We start from the raw sequence: 19,839 nt of genomic DNA, 5'->3' as shown, positions 1-19,839 counted from the left end.
GTGCTTATTTTAATCCAGCACATGTTATTAAATCAAGTGATGCTGGTGCTACGTGGGATTTTATAGACATGTCTACTTATGCAGAAGCGCTTATAGATATCTATTTTGTATCAGAAATACTTGGTTATGCCACAGGAAGAGCAACTTCAGGAGGTACAATTTTAAAAACAGAATACGGCGGAAATACTTGGACAGAAATATACAACACTAACGATCCAGGCGATTATGTATGGAAAATTCAAGTATTTAAAAATGATTCTAATATAATATTTGCCTCTGTTGAAGCTGGTGCATCTGGTATTGGTAAACTCTTAAAACCTAATGACGGTGGGATTACATGGGCTAGTCTTCCTGCTCCGGAATCAGAAATAAAAGCTGTAGGTTTTATTACTGAAACACATGGATGGATGGGAGGACACACTACTGGGTTTTATGAAACAACAGATGGTTGATTAAACTGGACAAACTTAAATATTGGCAATAATCTAAATAAAATTTTTATTGTATCTACAACAAAGGCTTATTGCTCTGGAACAATACTCTATAAATAGACACCTGAAACTTTGGGTACTAATGCACAAACCAATCAAGAAAACTCACCTTTAATTGTTGAACTTAAAGAAAACGCAGTTGACGAAAAGTTGATTTTTAATGTAAGCTTTGAAAAAGAAGATAATTTACTTGTAGAATTATATGATAGTAGTGGTAAATTTATAAAACAACTTACTAGAGAGATTATTAAAAACAAAAATATTGAGAAAGTATTTAAGTTTTATGTAAAAGACTTAAGTTCTGGTATTTATTATTTAGATTTTCACAATAATAGTGGAAGACAATCTAAAAAATTTGTAAAAAAATAAACTTCTACGGTATGTTTAAATACTTGTGTGTTTGTAAAGATACTTTCCATTTAGGGTTAGCCATTACATAATCTACTATCAAAGGAACAACTGTATCACGTTTACTCCATTCTGGCTGAAGGTATAAAATACAATTGCTATTTACTTTTTCTGCTTGTTCCTCTGCAAAACGAAAATCGTCTTTATTATAAATAATACACTTTAACTCATTTGCGTTATCATACACAGCTTGAGTTGGAAGCTTCATTTTTTTTGGTGATAAGCAAATCCAATCCCACTCACCAGAAAGCTGGTAAGCACCAGATGTTTCTATGTGTATAGTAATCCCTTCGGCTTTTAGTTGCTTAGTTAACTCCGTCATATCCCAAGTTAAAGGCTCTCCTCCTGTTACAACTATTGTATTACTGTATTTTTTAGCGTTTGCAACAATTTTTTCGGTTTCAGTAGGTGGATGCAATTTTGCATTCCAACTCTCTTTAACATCACCCCAATGGCAGCCTACATCACATCCTCCAATTCTTATAAAATAAGCGGCAGTACCTTTATAAAAACCTTCTCCTTGAATGGTATAAAACTCCTCCATTAGAGGCAACATTTTACCCTTATTTACTAAATCTTGAACTTCTGTTGTCATAGCTTGCAAATATAGTTATTTATGTATTTAAATTTTATCAAATGCTTAAAGTATTTAAAGTTGAAGAAATTACTATTCTTTACGCTAAAGATTACTATTTTTATGCAAATTATTAGAGATCATTATGAGCAGAAAAGACGAATTCTTTATACATATAACAGAAGGAAACACAACTAAAGGCGAGTTTATTACATTGGGATCTGCAATGTTAGATGGAGAAACAATTAAAGATGCTTTTGTAAAAATCCCTTTAAAAACTATGAATCGTCATGGTTTAATAGCTGGAGCAACAGGAACAGGAAAAACCAAAACACTACAAGTTTTAGCAGAAAACTTAAGCGACCAAGGCGTGCCTGTTTTACTTATGGATATCAAAGGAGACTTAAGTGGTTTAGCACAACCAAGTACTGGACATGCTAAGATAGATGAACGTCATGCAAAAATAGGTTTAGACTTTGAAGCCAAAGGGTTTCCTGTAGAAGTTATGTCACTTTCTGAACAAGATGGTGTACGTTTACGAGCTACTGTTATAGAATTTGGTCCTGTTTTATTATCACGTATTTTAGATTTAACAGAAACTCAATCTAGTGTTGTAGCCGTTGTATTTAAATATTGTGACGACAACAAATTACCTCTTTTAGATTTAAAAGATTTCAAAAAAATACTTCAATATGCTACAAAAGAGGGAAAGGAAGAATTCTCTGATGAATATGGTAGAATATCAAGTGCATCTACTGGTGCCATTCTACGTAAAATAATAGAAATTGAACAACAAGGAGGCGATTTATTCTTTGGAGAAAAAAGTTTTGAAGTAGAAGATTTATTAAGAACTACCAGAGACGGAAAAGGATACATTAATATTATTCGCTTAACAGATATACAAGATAAGCCAAAATTATTTTCAACATTTATGTTGAGTTTATTAGCTGAAATTTATGAAACCATGCCTGAGCAAGGTGATTCTGGAAGGCCAGAATTGATAATGTTTATAGACGAAGCGCATTTAATTTTTAATAAAGCTTCTAAAGCATTATTAAATCAAATCGAAAGTATTGTAAAATTAATTCGTAGTAAAGGTGTTGGTTTATACTTTGTAACTCAAAACCCAACAGATGTGCCAGAAGGTGTTTTAAGCCAATTAGGCTTGAAAATACAACATGCTTTGCGAGCTTTTACTGCTAAAGATAGAAAAGCCATTAAGCTTGCAGCACAAAATTATCCTGATACAGATTATTATGATACAGCTGAAATACTAACCGCTTTGGGAACTGGAGAGGCATTGGTATCTGCTTTAGACGAAAAAGGACGCCCTACACCTCTTGCAGCAACGATGATGCGTGCACCAATGAGTAGAATGGATATTTTAACACCAACAGAACTACAAAACTTACTTGACGATTCTAAATTAGCTTTAAAGTATAATGAAGAAATAGATAGAGAAAGCGCCTATGAAATACTTAATAAAAAGATAGAAAAAGCAGAAGAAGCAAAAATAAAAGCAGAAGAAAAAGAAGCCAAAGAGGAAGCGGCTGAAAAAGCTAAAAAAGCCTCTAGCAGGTCTACAACAAGAAGACGAAGTACTGCACAAAATCCAATAATTAAAGTTCTAACAAGTGCAACCTTTATTAGAAGTGTATTTGGCATTCTAAAGAAGGTAATGTAAAAAGTCCCAAAAAATTAAAATAATTTTAATGAAAAAAATAATTTTTGCTCTTATAGCAATTTCAATCGTAATTACTTCTTGTAATACTGAAGTAAATCCATTTTCAATCTCTAAACAAAGTATTGGATTATTAACAGACTCTACTCAAGTTAAAGACCTAAAAAGTATTTATGTTAAAGATTCTATAGTAAAAAAAATAGCTGGAGATGAGTTTTTAGGTAATGTAAATAAAATAATGATTTTTGAAAAAGGAGGAAAAAAACTACTAGAGCTTTCTCCAAAAGAAGCACTAGACTCTACAGCCACCATTAGAACAATTAAAATAATAGATTCAAGATATAAAACAACAACTGGCATAACAATGCTTAGCACTTTTGGCGACCTAAAATCTAAGCACAAAATATCAAGCATAGAAAACACACTTCGCAACATTGTTATTATTATAAATGAAAACAATACTTATTTCACCATTGACAAAGAAGAATTACCAAGCGAATTGCGTTTTGACATGACTAAAAAAATTGAAGCCATTAATATTCCTGACACAGCTAAAATTAAATATTTTATGGTTGGTTGGTAGTAGTTTAGCATATCTTTTTTACTGCATTATTAAAGTAACCAATATCATTTAAGAAAAAACACAAAGTAATGAATCCACTATTTTCGAAAGTACTTGTAGACATTGCTCGTAAAAGAATTGAATCCAAGCAGAGTAAAGTGCAAGCTGCTACTCCTTCGCAAATTGCAAAAATTGTAAACAACATAAAGGTTGAAATTAGACACGCTGTAAAAGAATATTTGTTTATTGTTGTATGTGTTTTTTCCGCAGGATTTGGTACAAAAGGCTTTCTATTACCAAATAATTTTATTGATGGTGGTGCAACTGGTATTTCATTATTATTAGAAAACATTACTAATTTATCTATAAGCTATCTATTAATTATTGTAAACATTCCTTTTATCTTTTTAGCTACAAAAATCATAGGCAAAAAATTTGCCCTAAAAAGTATTATTACAATTTCATTACTTGCACTAGTAGTTCACTTTATAGAATACCCAACAATTACAGAAGACAAACTCCTTATTTCTATTTTTGGAGGTTTCTTTCTAGGGTCGGGTATTGGACTAGCCATGAGAGGTGGAAGTGTAATTGATGGAACAGAAGTTTTAGCTATTTTTTTAAGTAGAAAATTTTCAATTACTATAGGAGATGTTTTGTTTTTAATAAACTTAGTGATTTTCTCTTTTGGCGCATATATACTCTCAATAGAAACCGCTTTATACGCTATTTTAACCTACCTATCTGCAGCAAAAACTGTAGATTTTATAGTAGATGGTGTAGAAGAATATGTAGGTGTTACTATAATCTCTAAACACTATGATGCTTTACAACAGATGCTTATTAATAAATTAGGAAGAGCATGTACAATTTATGCAGGAAAAGGAGGTTTTGGTTCTAGTGGTGTTAGTTATGATAAAAATATTATTATACTATAGTAACAAGGTTAGAGCTTGCCAAATTAAATACCGAAATAGACAAAATAGACTCGAAAGCCTTTATAATTATAGGCATAGTAAAAGATTTAAGAGGAGGAATGATTAAGAAAAAGCCTTTAAAAGAATAATAGATTAAATGAAGAACAAAAAATACACCATACAAAACAGCCCATTTGTTGTCCCAACAACTGATGGGAAACTAATAGAAGAGCACTTTGGGCAAGCCACAGATGGTAATAAACACATAAGTATCGCACACATGGTTGCTCCTGCAGGTTGGAGCGAGCCTTTTCAAACTCCAGAATTCGATGAATATACTTACATAATAAGTGGAAAAAAACAATTTATTCTTGAGGGAGAAGAACTAATTTTAGAAGCTGGACAATCTATAAAAATAGAAAGAAACACACGTGTACAATATTCAAATCCATTTACAATAGCTTGCGAATATATTGCAATTTGCACTCCAGCTTTTTCAATGGATTTAGTAAATAGAGAAGCATAAAAATGTCTAACTCGATTATAAAAATAATAGGTAACACTCTAAATGCAGTAAGCTTTGTTTCTAAAAAATATGCCTCTAAAAAAGCACTCGATTTATTTGCAACTCCAAGACAAGGACGCATTTTAGAAAATCAGAAAGCTTTTCTAGAAACCTCCGAAGCATTTCAATTAAAACATGAAGATCTCAATATTTCTACCTACCAATGGAAAGGCGATGGCAAAACCATATTACTTGCTCATGGATGGGAAAGCAACACCTACCGTTGGCAACCACTAATTACTATATTAAAAACATTAAACTATAATATTATTTCTCTTGATGCTCCAGCTCATGGTAACACTAGTGGAAAGCAGTTTAACGCAATTTTATACTCTGAATGTATTAATGTAGTTTCAGATTATTTTAAACCTGAAATTATTATTGGACATTCAGTTGGTGGTATGGCGTCTGGGTTTTATCAAAAAAACTACCAGAACAAAGATTTAAAAAAACTTATTTTACTTGGAGCTCCTTCTGAATTTACTGGTGTTTTTAAACGTTATGTGGGTTTAATGGGTTATAATAAACGAATAGAACACGGATTAAATAATTTAGTTTTTAAACGTTATAACCAACAACCATCTTATTTCTCATTAGCCAATTTTGCAAAAACTATAGATACAAAAACGCTAATTGTTCATGATATTAAAGACAGAGTTATTCCTTATAATGATGCAGAAATGATAGCTAGTAATCTTAAAAACGTAACGTTTATTTCTACTCAAGGTTATGGACATAGTTTACAAAACAAAGTGGTTTACAATCATGTTATAGATTTCATTCAAAGTTAAATTGTATTTTTGCTACCATGGAAGAAAAACTAACTAGACTTAACAAATATTTAAGCGAAGCTGGCTATTGTTCGCGACGCGAGGCAGATAGATTGATAGATACCGGACGTGTAACTATTAACGGATCTGTTCCAGAATTAGGAACAAAAGTTACCAATAATGATGTAGTTGAAGTAGATGGTAAGTCTATTACAGAGCGTAAAGCCGACTTTGTTTACCTTGCCTTTAATAAACCAGTTGGTATTGTTTGTACTACAGACACTCGTGTTGAAAAAGATAATATTATTGATTTTATTAAGTACCCAAAACGTATTTTTCCAATAGGTAGATTAGATAAGCCTAGTGAAGGTTTAATTTTCATGACAGACGATGGAGACATAGTAAATAAAATTTTACGAGCTAGTAATAATCATGACAAAGAATATTTAGTTACAGTAGATAAGCCAATATCTCAAACTTTTATTAAGCGTATGGCTGGTGGAATTTATCTTGAAGATCTAGATAAAACGACAAAAAAATGTACGGTTAGAAAAATCGACTCACACACCTTTACTATTATTTTAACTCAAGGTTTAAATAGACAAATTAGACGTATGTGCGAATACCTTACTTACGAGGTAACTTCTTTAAAACGAACACGTATAATGAATATAAAGCTTGATATTCCTTCTGGAGAATATCGTGAGTTTAGCGAAAAAGAGTTAAAAACCTTAAATGTGCTTATAGAAGATTCAGATAAGCATTACAAGCAAACCATTGAAACTAAAGAAACTAAAAAATTACATTCTATAAATAGAAGAAAAGAGTAAACTCTTGTTTTCAATCTTAAAAACTTTCAATACTATGTCTCAATTAACACCTTTCCATGTTGCAATTCCTGTTCACAACCTAGAAGAATGTCGTCTATTTTATAGAGATGTTTTAAACTGCGAAGAAGGGAGGAGCAGTGATCATTGGGTAGATTTTAATTTTTTTGGACACCAATTGGTGATTCATTATAAAGAAAAATCTTTAGAAGTTGAGGCCATAAATGAAGTTGACGGTAAGCATGTGCCTATTCCACATTATGGTGTAGTTTTACCTTGGGATACTTTTCAAGTTTTCGCTAAAGATTTAAAACAAAAGAATATTCAATTTATTATAGAACCTTATGTTCGTTTTGAAGGTTTAGTTGGAGAACAAGCAACAATGTTTTTTAAAGACCCATCTGGAAATTCTCTAGAATTTAAGGCCTTTAGAGATATGAATCAGCTTTTTGCGAAATAGTATTCTTCTTTATTTTTTTGGTAATAAAAAAGGGCAAATAAATAATAAAAAAATAAGGTATTAATATAGCTTCCATTACCAATAAGTAAATTGGCCAATCTCCAAAATAATCTAATGCAGAAGCAGAATTTGGTTTACTATTTAAGTAGGAATAATTAGAATCTAAAATGTAATTAATTCCAAAAACAACTATTGCATACATCTGTAAGGTTATAAATGATTTAAACATACTCTTTGTTGAAGGTCTCATTTTTAAAACACAAATAGCATAAAAAATAATAACTAATAACCCTAAATGGGCTATCCAATATCTAAAATAATCGAAACTTGGAAAACCAAAAGGAATGTCTGGCGTTATTACAGCTTGACTAGTACCTGCAATTATCCAAAACAATAAAATTTCGAAAAGCAAATATTTTCTTGTTTTAGTAAAAACAAATATAAACAGAGCCATAAAACTGCATAAAAACAATGGCAAATCTGTTGACAGGTTATAGTTTCCTTTTAAAATATGGTACATATGAAATACTAAAACAGTTAAGGATACAAATACACCTAGACTATTAAACACCTGTTCTTGATGTTTTCTATTGAGTTCACGGTTTGAAAACCATATTAAAACAATTGAAAAGATTAAAGTGAAAATTATTGGAGCTATATGCTGAAGGCTACCAATTTCTATGAAACTAATCAAATTTATATAAGAAAATATCACGATGCAATATACAAATTGTAATTACAAAGCTCTGTGTCTTTCTCTAGCTAGCAAAGTGTTTTTAAGTAACATGGCAATAGTCATTGGTCCTACTCCTCCTGGAACTGGAGTAATAAAGCTAGCTTTTTTACTCACGTTTTCAAAATCTACGTCTCCTGTAATAACATAACCTTTTGGATGTGTTTCATCTGGAACACGTGTAATACCAACATCTATAATAACAGCATCGTCTTTTACCATTTCTGCTTTTAAAAAGTTAGGAACACCTAATGCCGAAATAATAATATCTGCTTGAGACGTTATTTGTGTTATATTCTTGGTATGACTATGCGTTAAAGTTACTGTAGAGTTGCCAGGAAATCCTTTTCTACCCATTAATATACTCATTGGTCTACCAACTATATGAGAACGTCCTATTACTACTGTGTGCTTTCCTTTAGAGTCTACATTGTATCTATCTAAAAGTTCTAAAATACCAAATGGTGTTGCTGGAATAAAAGTTGACATATCTAACGCCATTTTTCCAAAATTCATGGGATGGAAACCATCAACATCTTTATCTGGGTTGACAGCCATTAATACTTTTTGAGTGTCTATTTGATCTGGCAATGGTAGCTGAATTATAAAACCATCTATAGCATCATTATTATTTAATTCCTCGATTTTGTCTAATAATTCTACCTCACTTGTTGTGTTAGACAAACGTACCATTGTAGACTCGAAACCTACACGTTCGCAAGCACGAACTTTACTACCTACATAAGTTAAACTTGCGCCATCGTTACCAACGATTACTGCTGCTAAATGCGGCACTTTCTCGTTGTTAGCTTTCATTTTATCAACTTCAGCCTTGATTTCGTTTTTAATATCGTTACTTACTTTTTTACCGTCAAGTATTGTCATATTGCAGTATTTTAATTTGAGGTATTAATTATCTTATTTTAAATAAAAAAACATGATTTACCTCATGTTTTTCATTGCATTCATCATTGCTTTTCCTTTTCCACCTTGCATCATTTTCATCATTTTAGACATTTGGTCGAACTGTTTTAGCAATTGGTTTACCTGAGTTACAGATGTACCAGATCCTTTACCAATACGCTTTTTTCTACTTGCGTTTATTAAAGATGGGTTTGTACGTTCTTGAACTGTCATAGAATGAATAATTGCTTCGATGTGTTTAAATGCATCATCGTCTATATCTACATCTTTCATCATTTTTCCAGCTCCAGGAATCATGCCTACAAGATCTTTCATGTTACCCATTTTCTTAATTTGCTGAATCTGTTTTAAGAAATCATCAAACCCGAATCGGTTTTTTGCTATTTTCTTCTGAAGTTTTCTTGCTTCTTCTTCGTCAAATTGCTCTTGGGCTCTTTCTACTAAAGACACAACATCTCCCATTCCAAGAATACGATCTGCCATACGAGAAGGATAGAAAATATCTATCGCTTCCATTTTCTCACCTGTACCAATAAATTTAATTGGTTTGTTAACTACAGATTTAATAGAAATTGCTGCTCCACCACGTGTATCACCATCTAATTTGGTAAGAATTACACCATCAAAATTTAAAACATCGTTAAAAGCTTTTGCTGTATTTACAGCATCTTGACCTGTCATCGAATCTACTACAAACAACGTTTCTTGTGGCTGGATAGCTGTATGAATGTTAGATATCTCGCTCATCATCGCTTCATCTACAGCTAAACGACCTGCTGTATCAATAATAACTACATTATGTCCATTTTCTTTAGCATAAGCAATACCTGCTTGTGCTATAGCAACTGGATTAGTATTCCCTTTATCGCTATAAACATCAACGTTTATTTGACCTCCTACTACGTGTAATTGATCTACGGCTGCTGGTCTATAAACATCACAAGCAACCAATAAAGGTTTTTTTGTTTTCTTAGTTTTTAAAAAATTTGCTAATTTACCAGAAAATGTTGTTTTACCTGAACCTTGTAAACCAGACATTAAAATTACAGTTGGAGCACCAGATAAATTAATTCCTGCTGCATCTCCACCCATTAACTCGGTTAACTCGTCTTTAACGATTTTAACCATTAATTGTCCAGGTTGTAATGTTGTTAAAACATCTGAACCTAGTGCTTTTTCTTTTACTCTATTGGTAAAATCTTTAGCAATTTTAAAGTTAACATCGGCATCTAAAAGTGCGCGACGAACTTCTTTTAAAGTCTCGGCAACATTAACTTCTGTTATGCTTCCATAACCTTTTAGTACGTGTAGCGCTTTATCTAACTTTTCACTTAAATTATTAAACATATTCTTTATTGTATTCAGTAATCAGTTTGTGTTTTACAGCCTGACTCGTTTTTAAGATTGACAAATTTAAGAATTTGAAGTGTATTTATAAAGCTTCAATGAACATAATATTAAAGCAAAAAAAGAGCTATCAAAAATCACAGCTCTTTTAAATAAATAACCAACTAAAAAAAGTAACTATGACATTACTTTATAATACAAATAAATTGTAATCGATTAATAAAAAAAAACGCTACTAGTTTAAAAAATTCTCTAAACCACGTATTCTAAGCGTTCTTGAATTATTATAATTACTTTATTCTATATTAAAACAATTTACTTTTAAAAATCCATAACACTATATTTGTTTTTTTTATATTTAGAACCATTAATAAATAAAATGCCAAAAAAATTACACAATAATATTTGCGAAGAGAACTTATTTAATGCGCTATTTAAAAAGCATTCTCAACATTTGCATAACTTCCTTTACTATAAGTTTGGTGAGCGTTTGGACCCAAAAGACAAAATGCAAGAGGCATTTATTAAGCTTTGGGAGAATTGTAAAAAAGTAACACCAGAAAAAGCTAAAAGCTTTTTATTTACAATTGGTAACAATTTAATGCTGAATGAAGTTAAACACCAAAAAGTAGTTTTAAAATACCAACAAATAAAACAAAAGCATCATACAAACGAAACTCCTGAGTTTGTACTAGAGGAAAAACAATATATGGACAAATTACAAACAGCGTTGACCAATTTAACTGATGCGCAACGTGTTGCTTTTTTAATGAACAGAATTGAAGGAAAAAAACACAAGGAGATTGCAGAGCTTTTAGGGATTAGCACCAAAGCTGTAGAAAAACGAATTTATGGAGCCCTAAAAAAACTACGTTTAGACATTGATGAATTATAGTTATTTTAAAAAAAAACAATATCAAGGTAGGAGTTTATACAATAGTGTTGTTATATAGTTGATTACATATAAAATGAAAAGAAAAGTATTAATAAAGAAATGGTTAGATAACGAATTAAATTCGGAAGATCTTGAAGCTTTTAAACAGCTTAAAGATTATACAGATTTAGTTCGTTTATCTCATAATACTATGCTTTTTAAGCCAGAAAACATAGACATAAGTTTTGAACTTGAGAGCCTTAATTTTGCCTTAAAAACACGAAAACAAAAAGGGAATAATTACTTTAAACCATTGTTACGTGTTGCTGCAATCCTAGCCATTAGCCTTAGCCTTTTTTATTACACTACAACTCTAAATACTAATATAAATACAGAAATTGCTCAAAAAGAAAATGTTGTTTTGCCAGACCAGTCACTTGTTGTGCTAAATGCTAAATCAACATTAACGTACAACAAGAGTAAATGGGAAAATAATAGAGATCTAAATCTAAACGGAGAAGCATACTTTAAAGTAGCAAAAGGTTCTAAATTTTCTGTAAAAACTAATACTGGAACTATATCAGTTTTAGGTACAGAATTTAACGTAAAAAACAGAAAAGACCTCTTTGAAGTTATTTGTTATGAAGGTTCTGTAAAAGTAGAACATAACAATAAAACAAACATTTTAAAGCCTGGCGAAAACTTTTTGCTTTTAAATAATATTGTAATAGAAAAACCAAAAGCAGTAGAAACGAGTCCGTATTGGATTAATAATGAAACTGATTTTACAAGTATGCCTTATACTCAAGTAATTTCAGAATTTGAAAGACAATACAATGTTACTTTTAGCGTTGATAATATAGATACAAACCAGTTGTTTACAGGTAGTTTTTCGCATAACAATATAGAAGTAGCTTTACAAGCTATTACATTTCCGCTAAACTTAAAGTATACTAAAAACAACAACAAGATATCGCTACAGCGTGAGTAAAAACATTACGTTAACACTTTTAATTACTCTCTTTTCCTTTTGTTTTTTTAGTGTGAATTCTCAAACTTTTAAAACAGAAAGGCTTCCGCTTATAAAAGTTTTAAAAGCTTTAGAAATACGTTTCGATATAAGGTTTACCTTCGCAGACAAAACTATTGAAGAGGTTGATATAGTGGAACCTTCCATTATACTTTCATACAATGATGCCATAACATACCTTAGAACAAACACCAATTTAAATTTTAAAATTATAAATAGTCGTTTTGTTGCCATTTCACCAAGTAGAAAAGTAAATAGACCAATTGAAGCGCTTGAAGAAGTCCAGCTTATAAGCTACTTAACTACTGGTATTTCTAAAACCAAAACTGGAGAAATAGTTATAAAACCTGACGAGTTTGGTATTCTTCCTGGTTTAATAGAACCAGATGTATTACAAACCTTACAAGCATTACCTGGTGTTTTAAGTGTAGACGAGACTGTTTCTAATTTAAACATAAGAGGCGGAACACACGATCAAAATTTAATACTTTGGGATGGTATAAAAATGTATCAATCTGGTCATTTTTTCGGATTAATATCTGCTTTTAACCCGAATTTAATTTCTAATGTGGTTGTTTCAAAAAATGGCACAAGTGCACTTTATGGAGATGGAATTTCTAGTACCATAGATATGCGTCTTGATGATGATTTAAATAACAATAACACAGCTGGTATTGGTTTAAACTTAATACAAGCAGATGCTTACACAAAAATTAAACTACAAGGTAATATGGAATTGCAATTATCTGCAAGACGCTCTATTACAGATGCTTTAAACACACCAACATACCAACAGTATTTTGATAGAATATTTCAAGATTCTAATATTAACAACACATCAGAAAGCAGTTTAAACTCAACATCTAACGAAACCTTTTATTTTTACGATGTTAGCGCAAAGCTACTTCACGACCTCTCTACAAAAGACAAATTAAGGTTTAGTTTTACAACTATTTTTAACACATTAGACTATTTAGAAAACAATGCTACTACTACATTAAAGAGTGGTATCACACAAAGAAATCTTGCTGCTGGATTAAATTATAGCAGACAATGGAGTAACTTTTTAAGCACAGAGGTTAAGTTAAACATTTCGGATTATAAATTAGATGCTACTAATTTTAATACCGAAACCAACCAACGCTTAACACAAAACAACAAAGTATTAGATAATGGTATTACAGTACAAATTAAATTAGATTTTAATGAGCGTTTACGGTGGACCAATGGTTATCAATACTCTAAAGTAGGTATTACAAATCTAGAAGAAATTAGTAATCCAGATATTATAAATAAAAACAAACACACAGTAGAAACTCATGCTACATTTAGCGAATTTGCTTTTTCTTCCTATAACAATAAAACACATTTAAAAATTGGCAATAGAAGTAATTATTACAAACCATTTAATGTTTTGTTACTAGAACCTCGTTTAAGTGTTAACCATAAAGTATTTAAGCATCTTAAAGTTGAATTATTAGGCGAGTTTAAAAGCCAGGTTACAACTCAAGTTATAGACAGACAAAATGATTTTTTAGGTATAGAAAAACGACGTTGGGTATTGGCTAACAATACAACACTTCCTATTACGGAAAGTAAACAAGCATCTATTGGTTTACATTACAACAAAAATAAACTTTTGGTTAGCGCAGAAGCCTTTGTAAAAAATGTTGAAGGTATTACTACAAGAAGTCAAGGTTTTCAAAACCAATACCAAAACATTAATGCTATTGGTGGCTACAAAACTAGAGGTGTAGATTTCTTAATAAACAAACAATTTAATACCATAAGCACATGGTTAAGTTACTCTATAAGTAATAATGATTATAATTTTCCTACATTAAACAACGCTGAGGATTTTGTTAGTAACACTGAAATTTCTCATGCGCTTACTTTTGCAGGAACTTACACACTTAATAATTTAAAACTAGCACTTGGCTTTAATTGGAATTCTGGAAGACCTACCACAACACCTAATGCGCAACAACCCGTTTTTGATAATGCTATAAAATACGACACTGCAAACAACACAAATCTAAACGATTATTTTAGAACCGATTTCTCTGGAACTTATAATTTTAATTTAGCTAAAAACACAAAAGCAGAATTAGGCTTTTCGGTTTGGAATGTATTAAACCGTAAGAACACACTTAACAGTTATTACATTTTAAACGAAGATAATTCTATCTCTAGAATTGATAATAAATCTCTTGGCTTTACACCTAATTTAAGCTTTAAAGTAGTTTTTTAGCGACTTGACTTTTTCAAAATTTTAAGCTAACTTCGTTTAACATTAGATATAAAACATTAAAACGTTTTCATATCGACCCATTAGCAAACATTAAAACCAAGATTAACCATTAAATTATTAAACAAATGAAAAAAATTACAACTTACTAACTTTATCAATATTTATGTTATTTGCTATAACTAAAATGCATAACCAAAATGATTTAGCAATTACTAACGCGTCTACAATGCAAGATCAATATACAATAATACCATTAAGTCAAATTTCAGTTATGGCTACTGGTGCTACTATAGAGAATATTGGTACTTTAGAATCTACTAATGTGGTTTTAACAGTTATCTGTTATGAATTCTTCTTCTTCTGTTGTTTATACTGAATCTAGTAGCCCGCAAAACATATTAAATGGTGTAAATGTACCTATAACTTTTACAGGATATACTCCAACAGTCACATACACCTATACTACTGATTATAATTTAACTTTAGACGAAATAGATGCTGACCCTTCTGATAATGAAATTTCGTCTATTCTAGAAGTAACTTCTGGCATATATGCAAGAGATGATAATACAGTGACTGGTTCTTTAGGAGTTGGAGCAGGTACTTCTGCTCAATTAGGGCAAGAATTTGATATTTTAGTTATGCAAGATATAGAATCCGTTACATTTGAAATAGTAAATGATGATGAATCCTTAAATGGAACTACTACTTACGTAACAATATGGAATATGGTTTCGGGGATTCCAAATTCTATTATTGCTCAAACAGAAACTGTAATAATAAGCGGTATTAATCAAAGATATACAGCAAATATTTCAGGTGGTGCGTATAGTTTAAGCCCTAGCCAATATCTTATTGCAATTGAGGAAGGTACAAGCAGCATCTCTATAGCTACAACAACAGATATATTTACGCCTGGTACTACTTGGATAAATTGGCCTGCAAGCCCAAATGGTACATGGAGTAATAACGAAAACTTTAATTTTAACGTATCATATATCATTAGACCTAATTTACAAAATTCAATATTAAGTGTACAAGAAAATCAGTTTGGTAATAATGATATTTCAATTTACCCAAACCCTTCGTCTAAATTTATTATAATCTCAGGAATTAATAAAAATGAAAGTTACAAAATTTATAATGTCTTAGGTGCAGAGATTAACTCTGGTATTGTATCAAATAATGAGAAAATAGACATACAAAATCTAAATAATGGAATTTTCTTTTTAAAATTTAAAAATGGGAATACAATTAAGTCCATGAAAAAATAAACTAACAAATAACGTTTGCTAACATAGTATATAAAAAATAGCAGTTACGAGATAAACTTAAAGTTTAGTTTATTTCTATTATTTTTGTTATTTTTGTTTATAAACTAAAAAATAGTATATATAAATCTGCTACTCTTCATATACGTAACCGTTATGGGCAATTCCCCACAACACAAAATAAAGATTAATTTCTTTAGAAAACGCAAAAAAGGAACAGGCCTAGTCAAAAATTGAATATTAAAAATCAACAATAAAATTTGACGTTAGTCACAATTAAAGCAAATTAATTATAAACACAAATCTTAAAAAAAATGAAAATTATTATTCTTATCACATTAGTTTTATTTCTTAATCCTGTTTTTTCACAAACAAGGGATACCATTTATACGCACAATAAAAAGATAGCGTGCAAGATTAAGGAAGTTGCAGATGAAAATATAAAATATTCTTATCCAAATGAAGATATTCTTATTTCCATTAATAAAAATATGATTACAAAAATTCTTTATTCGTCAGGTCGTGAGGAAATTTTTGCTGAAAGTTCGAGTTTTCAAAAAGTTAATGGATGGGAAGATTGGGAAAAGGTTTTAACGTCAAATGTAGATGATGAAGTAGATGGATTGTATAAATTAGGTGATGTTTCTTCAAAAGTTAAGGCTGGATCTACATTGTCAAATCTTAATAAAATTAAAAATAAAGCATTAAGGAAAATAAAAATACGTGCAGCTATGATTGGGGCAAATGTTGTTTATTTATCTAGTGACCATACTGAAGGAGCGAGATATAATGCTTGGACAGGTGGTTCAAATACAGCAGAAGTAATATTGACAGGTGTTGCATATTCTAATAGAACAGTTAATATTAAGAATTTTAAGAAAATGATTGATAAGAAATCTATTTATAAACTATCAGAAATTATTAAAATGCCTTTTAATAAGAAAACACCGACAGTGATAAATGGTAAAGATAAAGAAATTGACATTTCAGATTATAAGATTGAGGGCTTATTTATTAATGTAACTTATGATAATGAAGTGTATAAAATTATAAATATTGATAATAATCAAATTACTATAATGAAAGAAGATAAAAGAAGGACCTATAATTATATTCTAAAATAGTGTAAAAATAAAAAAGCCCATAACAAAGTATAAAAATAATAGCCGAAATAGTATAAATATGAGCATTGTAACTTTTATGAAATATAGTTGCAACTTGAAGAATTCGAGTTCCTAGGTCGGCTACTATTCTTATACAAACGTTAAACGAATCTCGTAAAATCTAATCCCTAATTAATGGCATCGTACTGCATCTTAGCAAACCTTCTTGTTTAGAAATTTCAGCATAAGGTACTTCTTCAACTGTAAAGCCTTTTTCGCGTAACCAAGAGTTTAAACGTGTAAAGTTTTGTTCAGTAATAATAACAGTTTCAGAAATTGAGAATATGTTACTATTCATGTTATACATTTCATCTTTAGTAATAATGAAGCAATTGTCTTTTCCGAAGTAGTTTAACAACCATTTATACTCTTCTTCTTCAAGAAAACCTTCTTTGTGTAAAATCGCTTTGTTAGTTCCAATAGGCTGAAAACAACAATCTAAATGCAATGCATTGTCTTTTGGATTGGTTTGTGATTTTCTTAGGTTAAAAGACTTCACTTTTTTATGTGGAAAGGTTTTTTCTAGAAATGCTACGCCTTCAATATTGGTTCTAGCAACAATATAATCTGCATAATCGTCTTCTCTATAGGTACCAATAAAAATATAGTCGTTCCATAACATAACGTCTCCTCCTTCTATGTGTACAGCTTCTGGTGGATGTATAACTTTCTCAGGATTAACTTGATCTATAACATATTGTATGGCCTCTAACTCCTCTTCTCTTTCTGGCAAAATATTAGCTTTAACTAAAACGTCGTCAATTACAAAAGCAATATCTCTAGCAAAAATTTGATTACAATTTTCTATTAATTCTGGTCTATAAACAGTTACGTTATACTTTTTAAAAACATTGGCAACAGCTTCCATTTCTTTAAGCATATCTGCTTCTATTGGATAAGTTCCAGCTTTTATATGCTCGGCAGATTTTGGATCGTAGACTTCTTCCAACTTAGGTGTTGGACCATTACTTTTTGCTGTTCCTAAAACAACAGCTCTTAAGCGTGAAGTTTCGTTTTTTATATTTAATTTTAACATGTTTGTAATATAGAAAAAAGCTTCATAATTTCTTATGAAGCTTTATATATAATTATTTAATATTATCTTTTTTCAACACTTTTAAATAATCTGTGGTTTTCTCCAATATAAATTTGTCTTGGACGACCAATTGGTTCTTTACGCTGACGCATTTCTTTCCATTGTGCTATCCATCCTGGTAAGCGACCTAGTGCAAACATAACTGTAAACATTTCTAAAGGAATTCCCATTGCTCTGTATATAATACCAGAGTAGAAATCTACATTTGGATATAATTTACGGTTTACAAAATAGTCATCACTTAATGCTTCAGAAGATAATTCTTTTGCAATATCTAGTACTGGATCTTCTACACCTAAATCTGCCAACACTTCATCTGCTGCTAACTTAATAATTTTTGCTCTAGGATCGAAGTTTTTATATACTCTATGTCCAAAGCCCATTAAACGAAAAGGATCTTGTTTATCCTTAGCTTTAGCCATAAATTTATTAGTATCGCCTCCATCTTCTTTAATTGCTTCTAGCATTTCTAGAACCGCTTGGTTTGCACCACCATGTAATGGTCCCCAAAGTGCAGAAATACCTGAAGATATAGATGCAAATAATCCTGTATGTGCAGAACCTACAATTCTTACAGTAGAAGTAGAACAGTTTTGCTCGTGATCTGCATGTAATATTAATAATTTATCTAAAGCATTTACTAGAATATCGTTTTGTTTATACTCTTCGTTTGGCTTAGAGAACATCATTTTTAATATGTTTTCTACATAACCTAAAGAATTATCTCCGTAATTTAATGGCAATCCTTTTTTCTTACGCATTGTCCAAGCAACAAGTACTGGAAATTTACCCATTATTTTACAAACGGTTTTGTACATCTCTTCTTCAGAATCTACATCTACTGAAGAGGGATTAAAAGCGGTTAATGCACTTGTTAAAGACGACAAAACTCCCATTGGATGTGCCGATTTAGGAAAAGCATCAATTATTTTTTTAATATCATCATCTACAACAGATTGTGCTTTAATATCTGAATTAAATTTATCTAATTGTTGTTGAGTTGGTAATTCACCAAAAATTAACAAATAAGCCACTTCTAGGAAATCTGCCTTTTCTGCTAGCTCTTCTATAGAATAACCTCTGTATCTTAAAATACCTTCTTCTCCATTAAGGAAAGTAATTGCACTTTCACATGCTCCTGTATTTTTATATCCTGGATCTATGGTTGTTACACCACATGTTGAAGCTCTTAATGCTTTTATATCTATTGCAACTTCATTTTCTGTTCCTACTATTAAAGGAAACTCGTGCTTTTTTCCGTCTATTTCTAACGTAGCAGTTTTTGACATATTATTATTGATTTTACTTGTTTTTTGCTTGATGCTAAATTACAAAACATGTTGCGATTTTTAATGCTTCTTTACAAGGATTTAACAATTACGATATTGATATAAGTTATAAAAGTAAAAAAGCCTACCAGAATAGTACTGAAAGGCCTTTAATATAATATTTAAGTGAAGTGATTAACCTATTTTAAATGCATTCATTTTAGGATAATATGCTACTTCTCCTAATTCTTCCTCAATACGTAAAAGCTGATTGTATTTTGCCATACGATCACTACGTGAGGCAGAACCTGTTTTTATTTGTCCACAATTTAACGCTACAGCTAAATCTGCAATAGTATTATCTTCAGTTTCACCAGATCTATGAGACATTACAGAGGTGTAACCTGCATTATGTGCCATGTTTACAGCTGCAATGGTTTCTGTTAAAGTACCTATTTGGTTTACTTTAATTAAAATCGAGTTAGCTATGTTATTTTTTATTCCTTTTGAAAGACGCTCAACATTTGTTACATATAAATCGTCTCCAACTAATTGAACCTTATCACCAATTTGTTCTGTTAAGTATTTCCATCCATCCCAATCGTTTTCATCCATACCATCTTCAAT

General features: G+C 30.7%; 21 protein-coding genes and 1 pseudogene. 15 read left to right on the top strand and 7 right to left on the bottom strand.

The window, feature by feature from the left end:
- Positions 1 to 68 precede the first annotated feature (68 nt).
- On the top strand, positions 69 to 452 hold the full coding sequence (locus QNK89_RS02190; RefSeq protein WP_340169335.1) for a hypothetical protein: 384 nt from the start codon (positions 69 to 71) through the stop codon (positions 450 to 452).
- A gap of 111 nt (positions 453 to 563) precedes the next feature.
- The gene (locus QNK89_RS02185) at positions 564 to 860 is read left to right on the top strand and encodes a T9SS type A sorting domain-containing protein (protein ID WP_340169334.1); all 297 of its coding nucleotides are present in this window, start codon (positions 564 to 566) and stop codon (positions 858 to 860) included.
- A gap of 4 nt (positions 861 to 864) precedes the next feature.
- Here the strand turns inward: QNK89_RS02185 and QNK89_RS02180 are convergent, their stop codons facing one another.
- Positions 865 to 1,494: a 7-carboxy-7-deazaguanine synthase QueE gene (locus tag QNK89_RS02180; protein WP_340169333.1), complete on the bottom strand. Its 630-nt coding sequence runs from the start codon at positions 1,492 to 1,494 to the stop codon at positions 865 to 867.
- A 124-nt stretch (positions 1,495 to 1,618) separates the two neighbouring features.
- On the opposite strand from QNK89_RS02180, the gene QNK89_RS02175 reads away from it, so the two are divergent.
- From QNK89_RS02175 to QNK89_RS02145, 7 genes are all read left to right on the top strand, one after another.
- Positions 1,619 to 3,157 carry a helicase HerA-like domain-containing protein gene (locus QNK89_RS02175; protein WP_340169332.1) on the top strand — a complete coding sequence of 513 codons (1,539 nt, stop codon included), beginning with the start codon at positions 1,619 to 1,621 and terminating at the stop codon, positions 3,155 to 3,157.
- Between the two features lie 28 nt (positions 3,158 to 3,185).
- The gene (locus QNK89_RS02170) at positions 3,186 to 3,737 is read left to right on the top strand and encodes a hypothetical protein (protein ID WP_340169331.1); all 552 of its coding nucleotides are present in this window, start codon (positions 3,186 to 3,188) and stop codon (positions 3,735 to 3,737) included.
- 68 nt (positions 3,738 to 3,805) lie between these two features.
- Entirely contained in the window at positions 3,806 to 4,654 is an 849-nt protein-coding gene (locus tag QNK89_RS02165) for a YitT family protein (protein ID WP_340169330.1), read from the top strand.
- A 136-nt stretch (positions 4,655 to 4,790) separates the two neighbouring features.
- On the top strand, positions 4,791 to 5,159 hold the full coding sequence (locus tag QNK89_RS02160; protein WP_340169329.1) for a cupin domain-containing protein: 369 nt from the start codon (positions 4,791 to 4,793) through the stop codon (positions 5,157 to 5,159).
- Between the two features lie 2 nt (positions 5,160 to 5,161).
- A complete protein-coding gene (locus QNK89_RS02155) occupies positions 5,162 to 5,989 on the top strand; it encodes an alpha/beta hydrolase (RefSeq protein WP_340169328.1) in 828 nt (275 codons plus the stop codon).
- A gap of 17 nt (positions 5,990 to 6,006) precedes the next feature.
- A complete protein-coding gene (gene rluF / locus QNK89_RS02150) occupies positions 6,007 to 6,798 on the top strand; it encodes a 23S rRNA pseudouridine(2604) synthase RluF (RefSeq protein ID WP_340169327.1) in 792 nt (263 codons plus the stop codon).
- 34 nt (positions 6,799 to 6,832) lie between these two features.
- On the top strand, positions 6,833 to 7,255 hold the full coding sequence (locus QNK89_RS02145; protein WP_340169326.1) for a VOC family protein: 423 nt from the start codon (positions 6,833 to 6,835) through the stop codon (positions 7,253 to 7,255).
- Here QNK89_RS02145 and QNK89_RS02140 read toward each other — a convergent pair.
- The 3 genes from QNK89_RS02140 to ffh are packed head-to-tail and all read right to left on the bottom strand — an operon-like array spanning position 7,224 to position 10,259.
- Positions 7,224 to 7,949, bottom strand: coding sequence for a TIGR02206 family membrane protein (locus QNK89_RS02140; protein ID WP_340169325.1), 726 nt, complete (start codon positions 7,947 to 7,949; stop codon positions 7,224 to 7,226). The genes QNK89_RS02145 and QNK89_RS02140 overlap by 32 nt on opposite strands.
- A gap of 42 nt (positions 7,950 to 7,991) precedes the next feature.
- On the bottom strand, positions 7,992 to 8,873 hold the full coding sequence (locus QNK89_RS02135) for a bifunctional 5,10-methylenetetrahydrofolate dehydrogenase/5,10-methenyltetrahydrofolate cyclohydrolase (RefSeq protein ID WP_340169324.1): 882 nt from the start codon (positions 8,871 to 8,873) through the stop codon (positions 7,992 to 7,994).
- Between the two features lie 57 nt (positions 8,874 to 8,930).
- The gene (ffh, locus tag QNK89_RS02130; RefSeq protein WP_340169323.1) at positions 8,931 to 10,259 is read right to left on the bottom strand and encodes a signal recognition particle protein; all 1,329 of its coding nucleotides are present in this window, start codon (positions 10,257 to 10,259) and stop codon (positions 8,931 to 8,933) included.
- 379 nt (positions 10,260 to 10,638) lie between these two features.
- Between ffh and QNK89_RS02125 the strand changes: the two genes are divergently transcribed.
- From QNK89_RS02125 to QNK89_RS02100, 6 genes are all read left to right on the top strand, one after another.
- A complete protein-coding gene (locus QNK89_RS02125; RefSeq protein ID WP_340169322.1) occupies positions 10,639 to 11,154 on the top strand; it encodes a sigma-70 family RNA polymerase sigma factor in 516 nt (171 codons plus the stop codon).
- Between the two features lie 73 nt (positions 11,155 to 11,227).
- A complete protein-coding gene (locus tag QNK89_RS02120) occupies positions 11,228 to 12,124 on the top strand; it encodes a FecR family protein (protein ID WP_340169321.1) in 897 nt (298 codons plus the stop codon).
- A 52-nt stretch (positions 12,125 to 12,176) separates the two neighbouring features.
- On the top strand, positions 12,177 to 14,414 hold the full coding sequence (locus QNK89_RS02115; RefSeq protein WP_340169320.1) for a TonB-dependent receptor plug domain-containing protein: 2,238 nt from the start codon (positions 12,177 to 12,179) through the stop codon (positions 14,412 to 14,414).
- A gap of 163 nt (positions 14,415 to 14,577) precedes the next feature.
- Complete coding sequence (locus QNK89_RS02110; protein ID WP_340169319.1) at positions 14,578 to 14,790, top strand: hypothetical protein; 213 nt, start codon at positions 14,578 to 14,580, stop codon at positions 14,788 to 14,790.
- Positions 14,759 to 15,688: a T9SS type A sorting domain-containing protein gene (locus QNK89_RS02105; protein ID WP_340169318.1), complete on the top strand. Its 930-nt coding sequence runs from the start codon at positions 14,759 to 14,761 to the stop codon at positions 15,686 to 15,688. Before QNK89_RS02110 ends, QNK89_RS02105 begins: the two co-directional genes overlap by 32 nt.
- A 311-nt stretch (positions 15,689 to 15,999) precedes the next feature.
- Positions 16,000 to 16,809 (top strand): hypothetical protein, encoded by an 810-nt coding sequence (locus QNK89_RS02100; protein ID WP_340169317.1) that lies wholly within the window; start codon positions 16,000 to 16,002, stop codon positions 16,807 to 16,809.
- A 160-nt stretch (positions 16,810 to 16,969) separates the two neighbouring features.
- Here QNK89_RS02100 and QNK89_RS02095 read toward each other — a convergent pair whose 3' ends face one another.
- The 3 genes and pseudogenes from QNK89_RS02095 to eno all read right to left on the bottom strand — a co-directional run.
- A complete protein-coding gene (locus QNK89_RS02095; RefSeq protein WP_340169316.1) occupies positions 16,970 to 17,884 on the bottom strand; it encodes an arginine deiminase family protein in 915 nt (304 codons plus the stop codon).
- A 62-nt stretch (positions 17,885 to 17,946) separates the two neighbouring features.
- Entirely contained in the window at positions 17,947 to 19,233 is a 1,287-nt protein-coding gene (locus QNK89_RS02090) for a citrate synthase (RefSeq protein ID WP_340169315.1), read from the bottom strand.
- A gap of 174 nt (positions 19,234 to 19,407) precedes the next feature.
- A pseudogene (eno, locus tag QNK89_RS02085) lies at positions 19,408 to 19,839 on the bottom strand (phosphopyruvate hydratase); the annotation flags it as partial.

Source organism: Lacinutrix sp. (assembly GCF_037625555.1).
GTDB lineage: Bacteria > Bacteroidota > Bacteroidia > Flavobacteriales > Flavobacteriaceae > Lacinutrix.
Note: the sequence above shows the minus strand (reverse complement) of the source record. Positions and strands in the feature narration are given on the sequence as shown.

What these genes read in the sequence shown, in the direction of transcription:
- QNK89_RS02155 (WP_340169328.1), top strand. Translation starts at nt 5,162, where the DNA reads ATGTCTAACTCGATTATAAAAATAATAGGTAACACTCTAAATGCAGTA.
- QNK89_RS02165 (WP_340169330.1), top strand. Translation starts at nt 3,806, where the DNA reads ATGAATCCACTATTTTCGAAAGTACTTGTAGACATTGCTCGTAAAAGA.
- QNK89_RS02100 (WP_340169317.1), top strand. Translation starts at nt 16,000, where the DNA reads ATGAAAATTATTATTCTTATCACATTAGTTTTATTTCTTAATCCTGTT.
- QNK89_RS02190 (WP_340169335.1), top strand. Translation starts at nt 69, where the DNA reads ATGTCTACTTATGCAGAAGCGCTTATAGATATCTATTTTGTATCAGAA.
- QNK89_RS02145 (WP_340169326.1), top strand. Translation starts at nt 6,833, where the DNA reads ATGTCTCAATTAACACCTTTCCATGTTGCAATTCCTGTTCACAACCTA.
- QNK89_RS02105 (WP_340169318.1), top strand. Translation starts at nt 14,759, where the DNA reads ATGAATTCTTCTTCTTCTGTTGTTTATACTGAATCTAGTAGCCCGCAA.
- QNK89_RS02090 (WP_340169315.1), bottom strand. Translation starts at nt 19,233, where the DNA reads ATGTCAAAAACTGCTACGTTAGAAATAGACGGAAAAAAGCACGAGTTT.
- QNK89_RS02125 (WP_340169322.1), top strand. Translation starts at nt 10,639, where the DNA reads ATGCCAAAAAAATTACACAATAATATTTGCGAAGAGAACTTATTTAAT.
- QNK89_RS02170 (WP_340169331.1), top strand. Translation starts at nt 3,186, where the DNA reads ATGAAAAAAATAATTTTTGCTCTTATAGCAATTTCAATCGTAATTACT.
- QNK89_RS02110 (WP_340169319.1), top strand. Translation starts at nt 14,578, where the DNA reads ATGTTATTTGCTATAACTAAAATGCATAACCAAAATGATTTAGCAATT.
- QNK89_RS02175 (WP_340169332.1), top strand. Translation starts at nt 1,619, where the DNA reads ATGAGCAGAAAAGACGAATTCTTTATACATATAACAGAAGGAAACACA.
- ffh (WP_340169323.1), bottom strand. Translation starts at nt 10,259, where the DNA reads ATGTTTAATAATTTAAGTGAAAAGTTAGATAAAGCGCTACACGTACTA.
- QNK89_RS02095 (WP_340169316.1), bottom strand. Translation starts at nt 17,884, where the DNA reads ATGTTAAAATTAAATATAAAAAACGAAACTTCACGCTTAAGAGCTGTT.
- QNK89_RS02180 (WP_340169333.1), bottom strand. Translation starts at nt 1,494, where the DNA reads ATGACAACAGAAGTTCAAGATTTAGTAAATAAGGGTAAAATGTTGCCT.
- QNK89_RS02135 (WP_340169324.1), bottom strand. Translation starts at nt 8,873, where the DNA reads ATGACAATACTTGACGGTAAAAAAGTAAGTAACGATATTAAAAACGAA.
- rluF (WP_340169327.1), top strand. Translation starts at nt 6,007, where the DNA reads ATGGAAGAAAAACTAACTAGACTTAACAAATATTTAAGCGAAGCTGGC.
- QNK89_RS02120 (WP_340169321.1), top strand. Translation starts at nt 11,228, where the DNA reads ATGAAAAGAAAAGTATTAATAAAGAAATGGTTAGATAACGAATTAAAT.
- QNK89_RS02160 (WP_340169329.1), top strand. Translation starts at nt 4,791, where the DNA reads ATGAAGAACAAAAAATACACCATACAAAACAGCCCATTTGTTGTCCCA.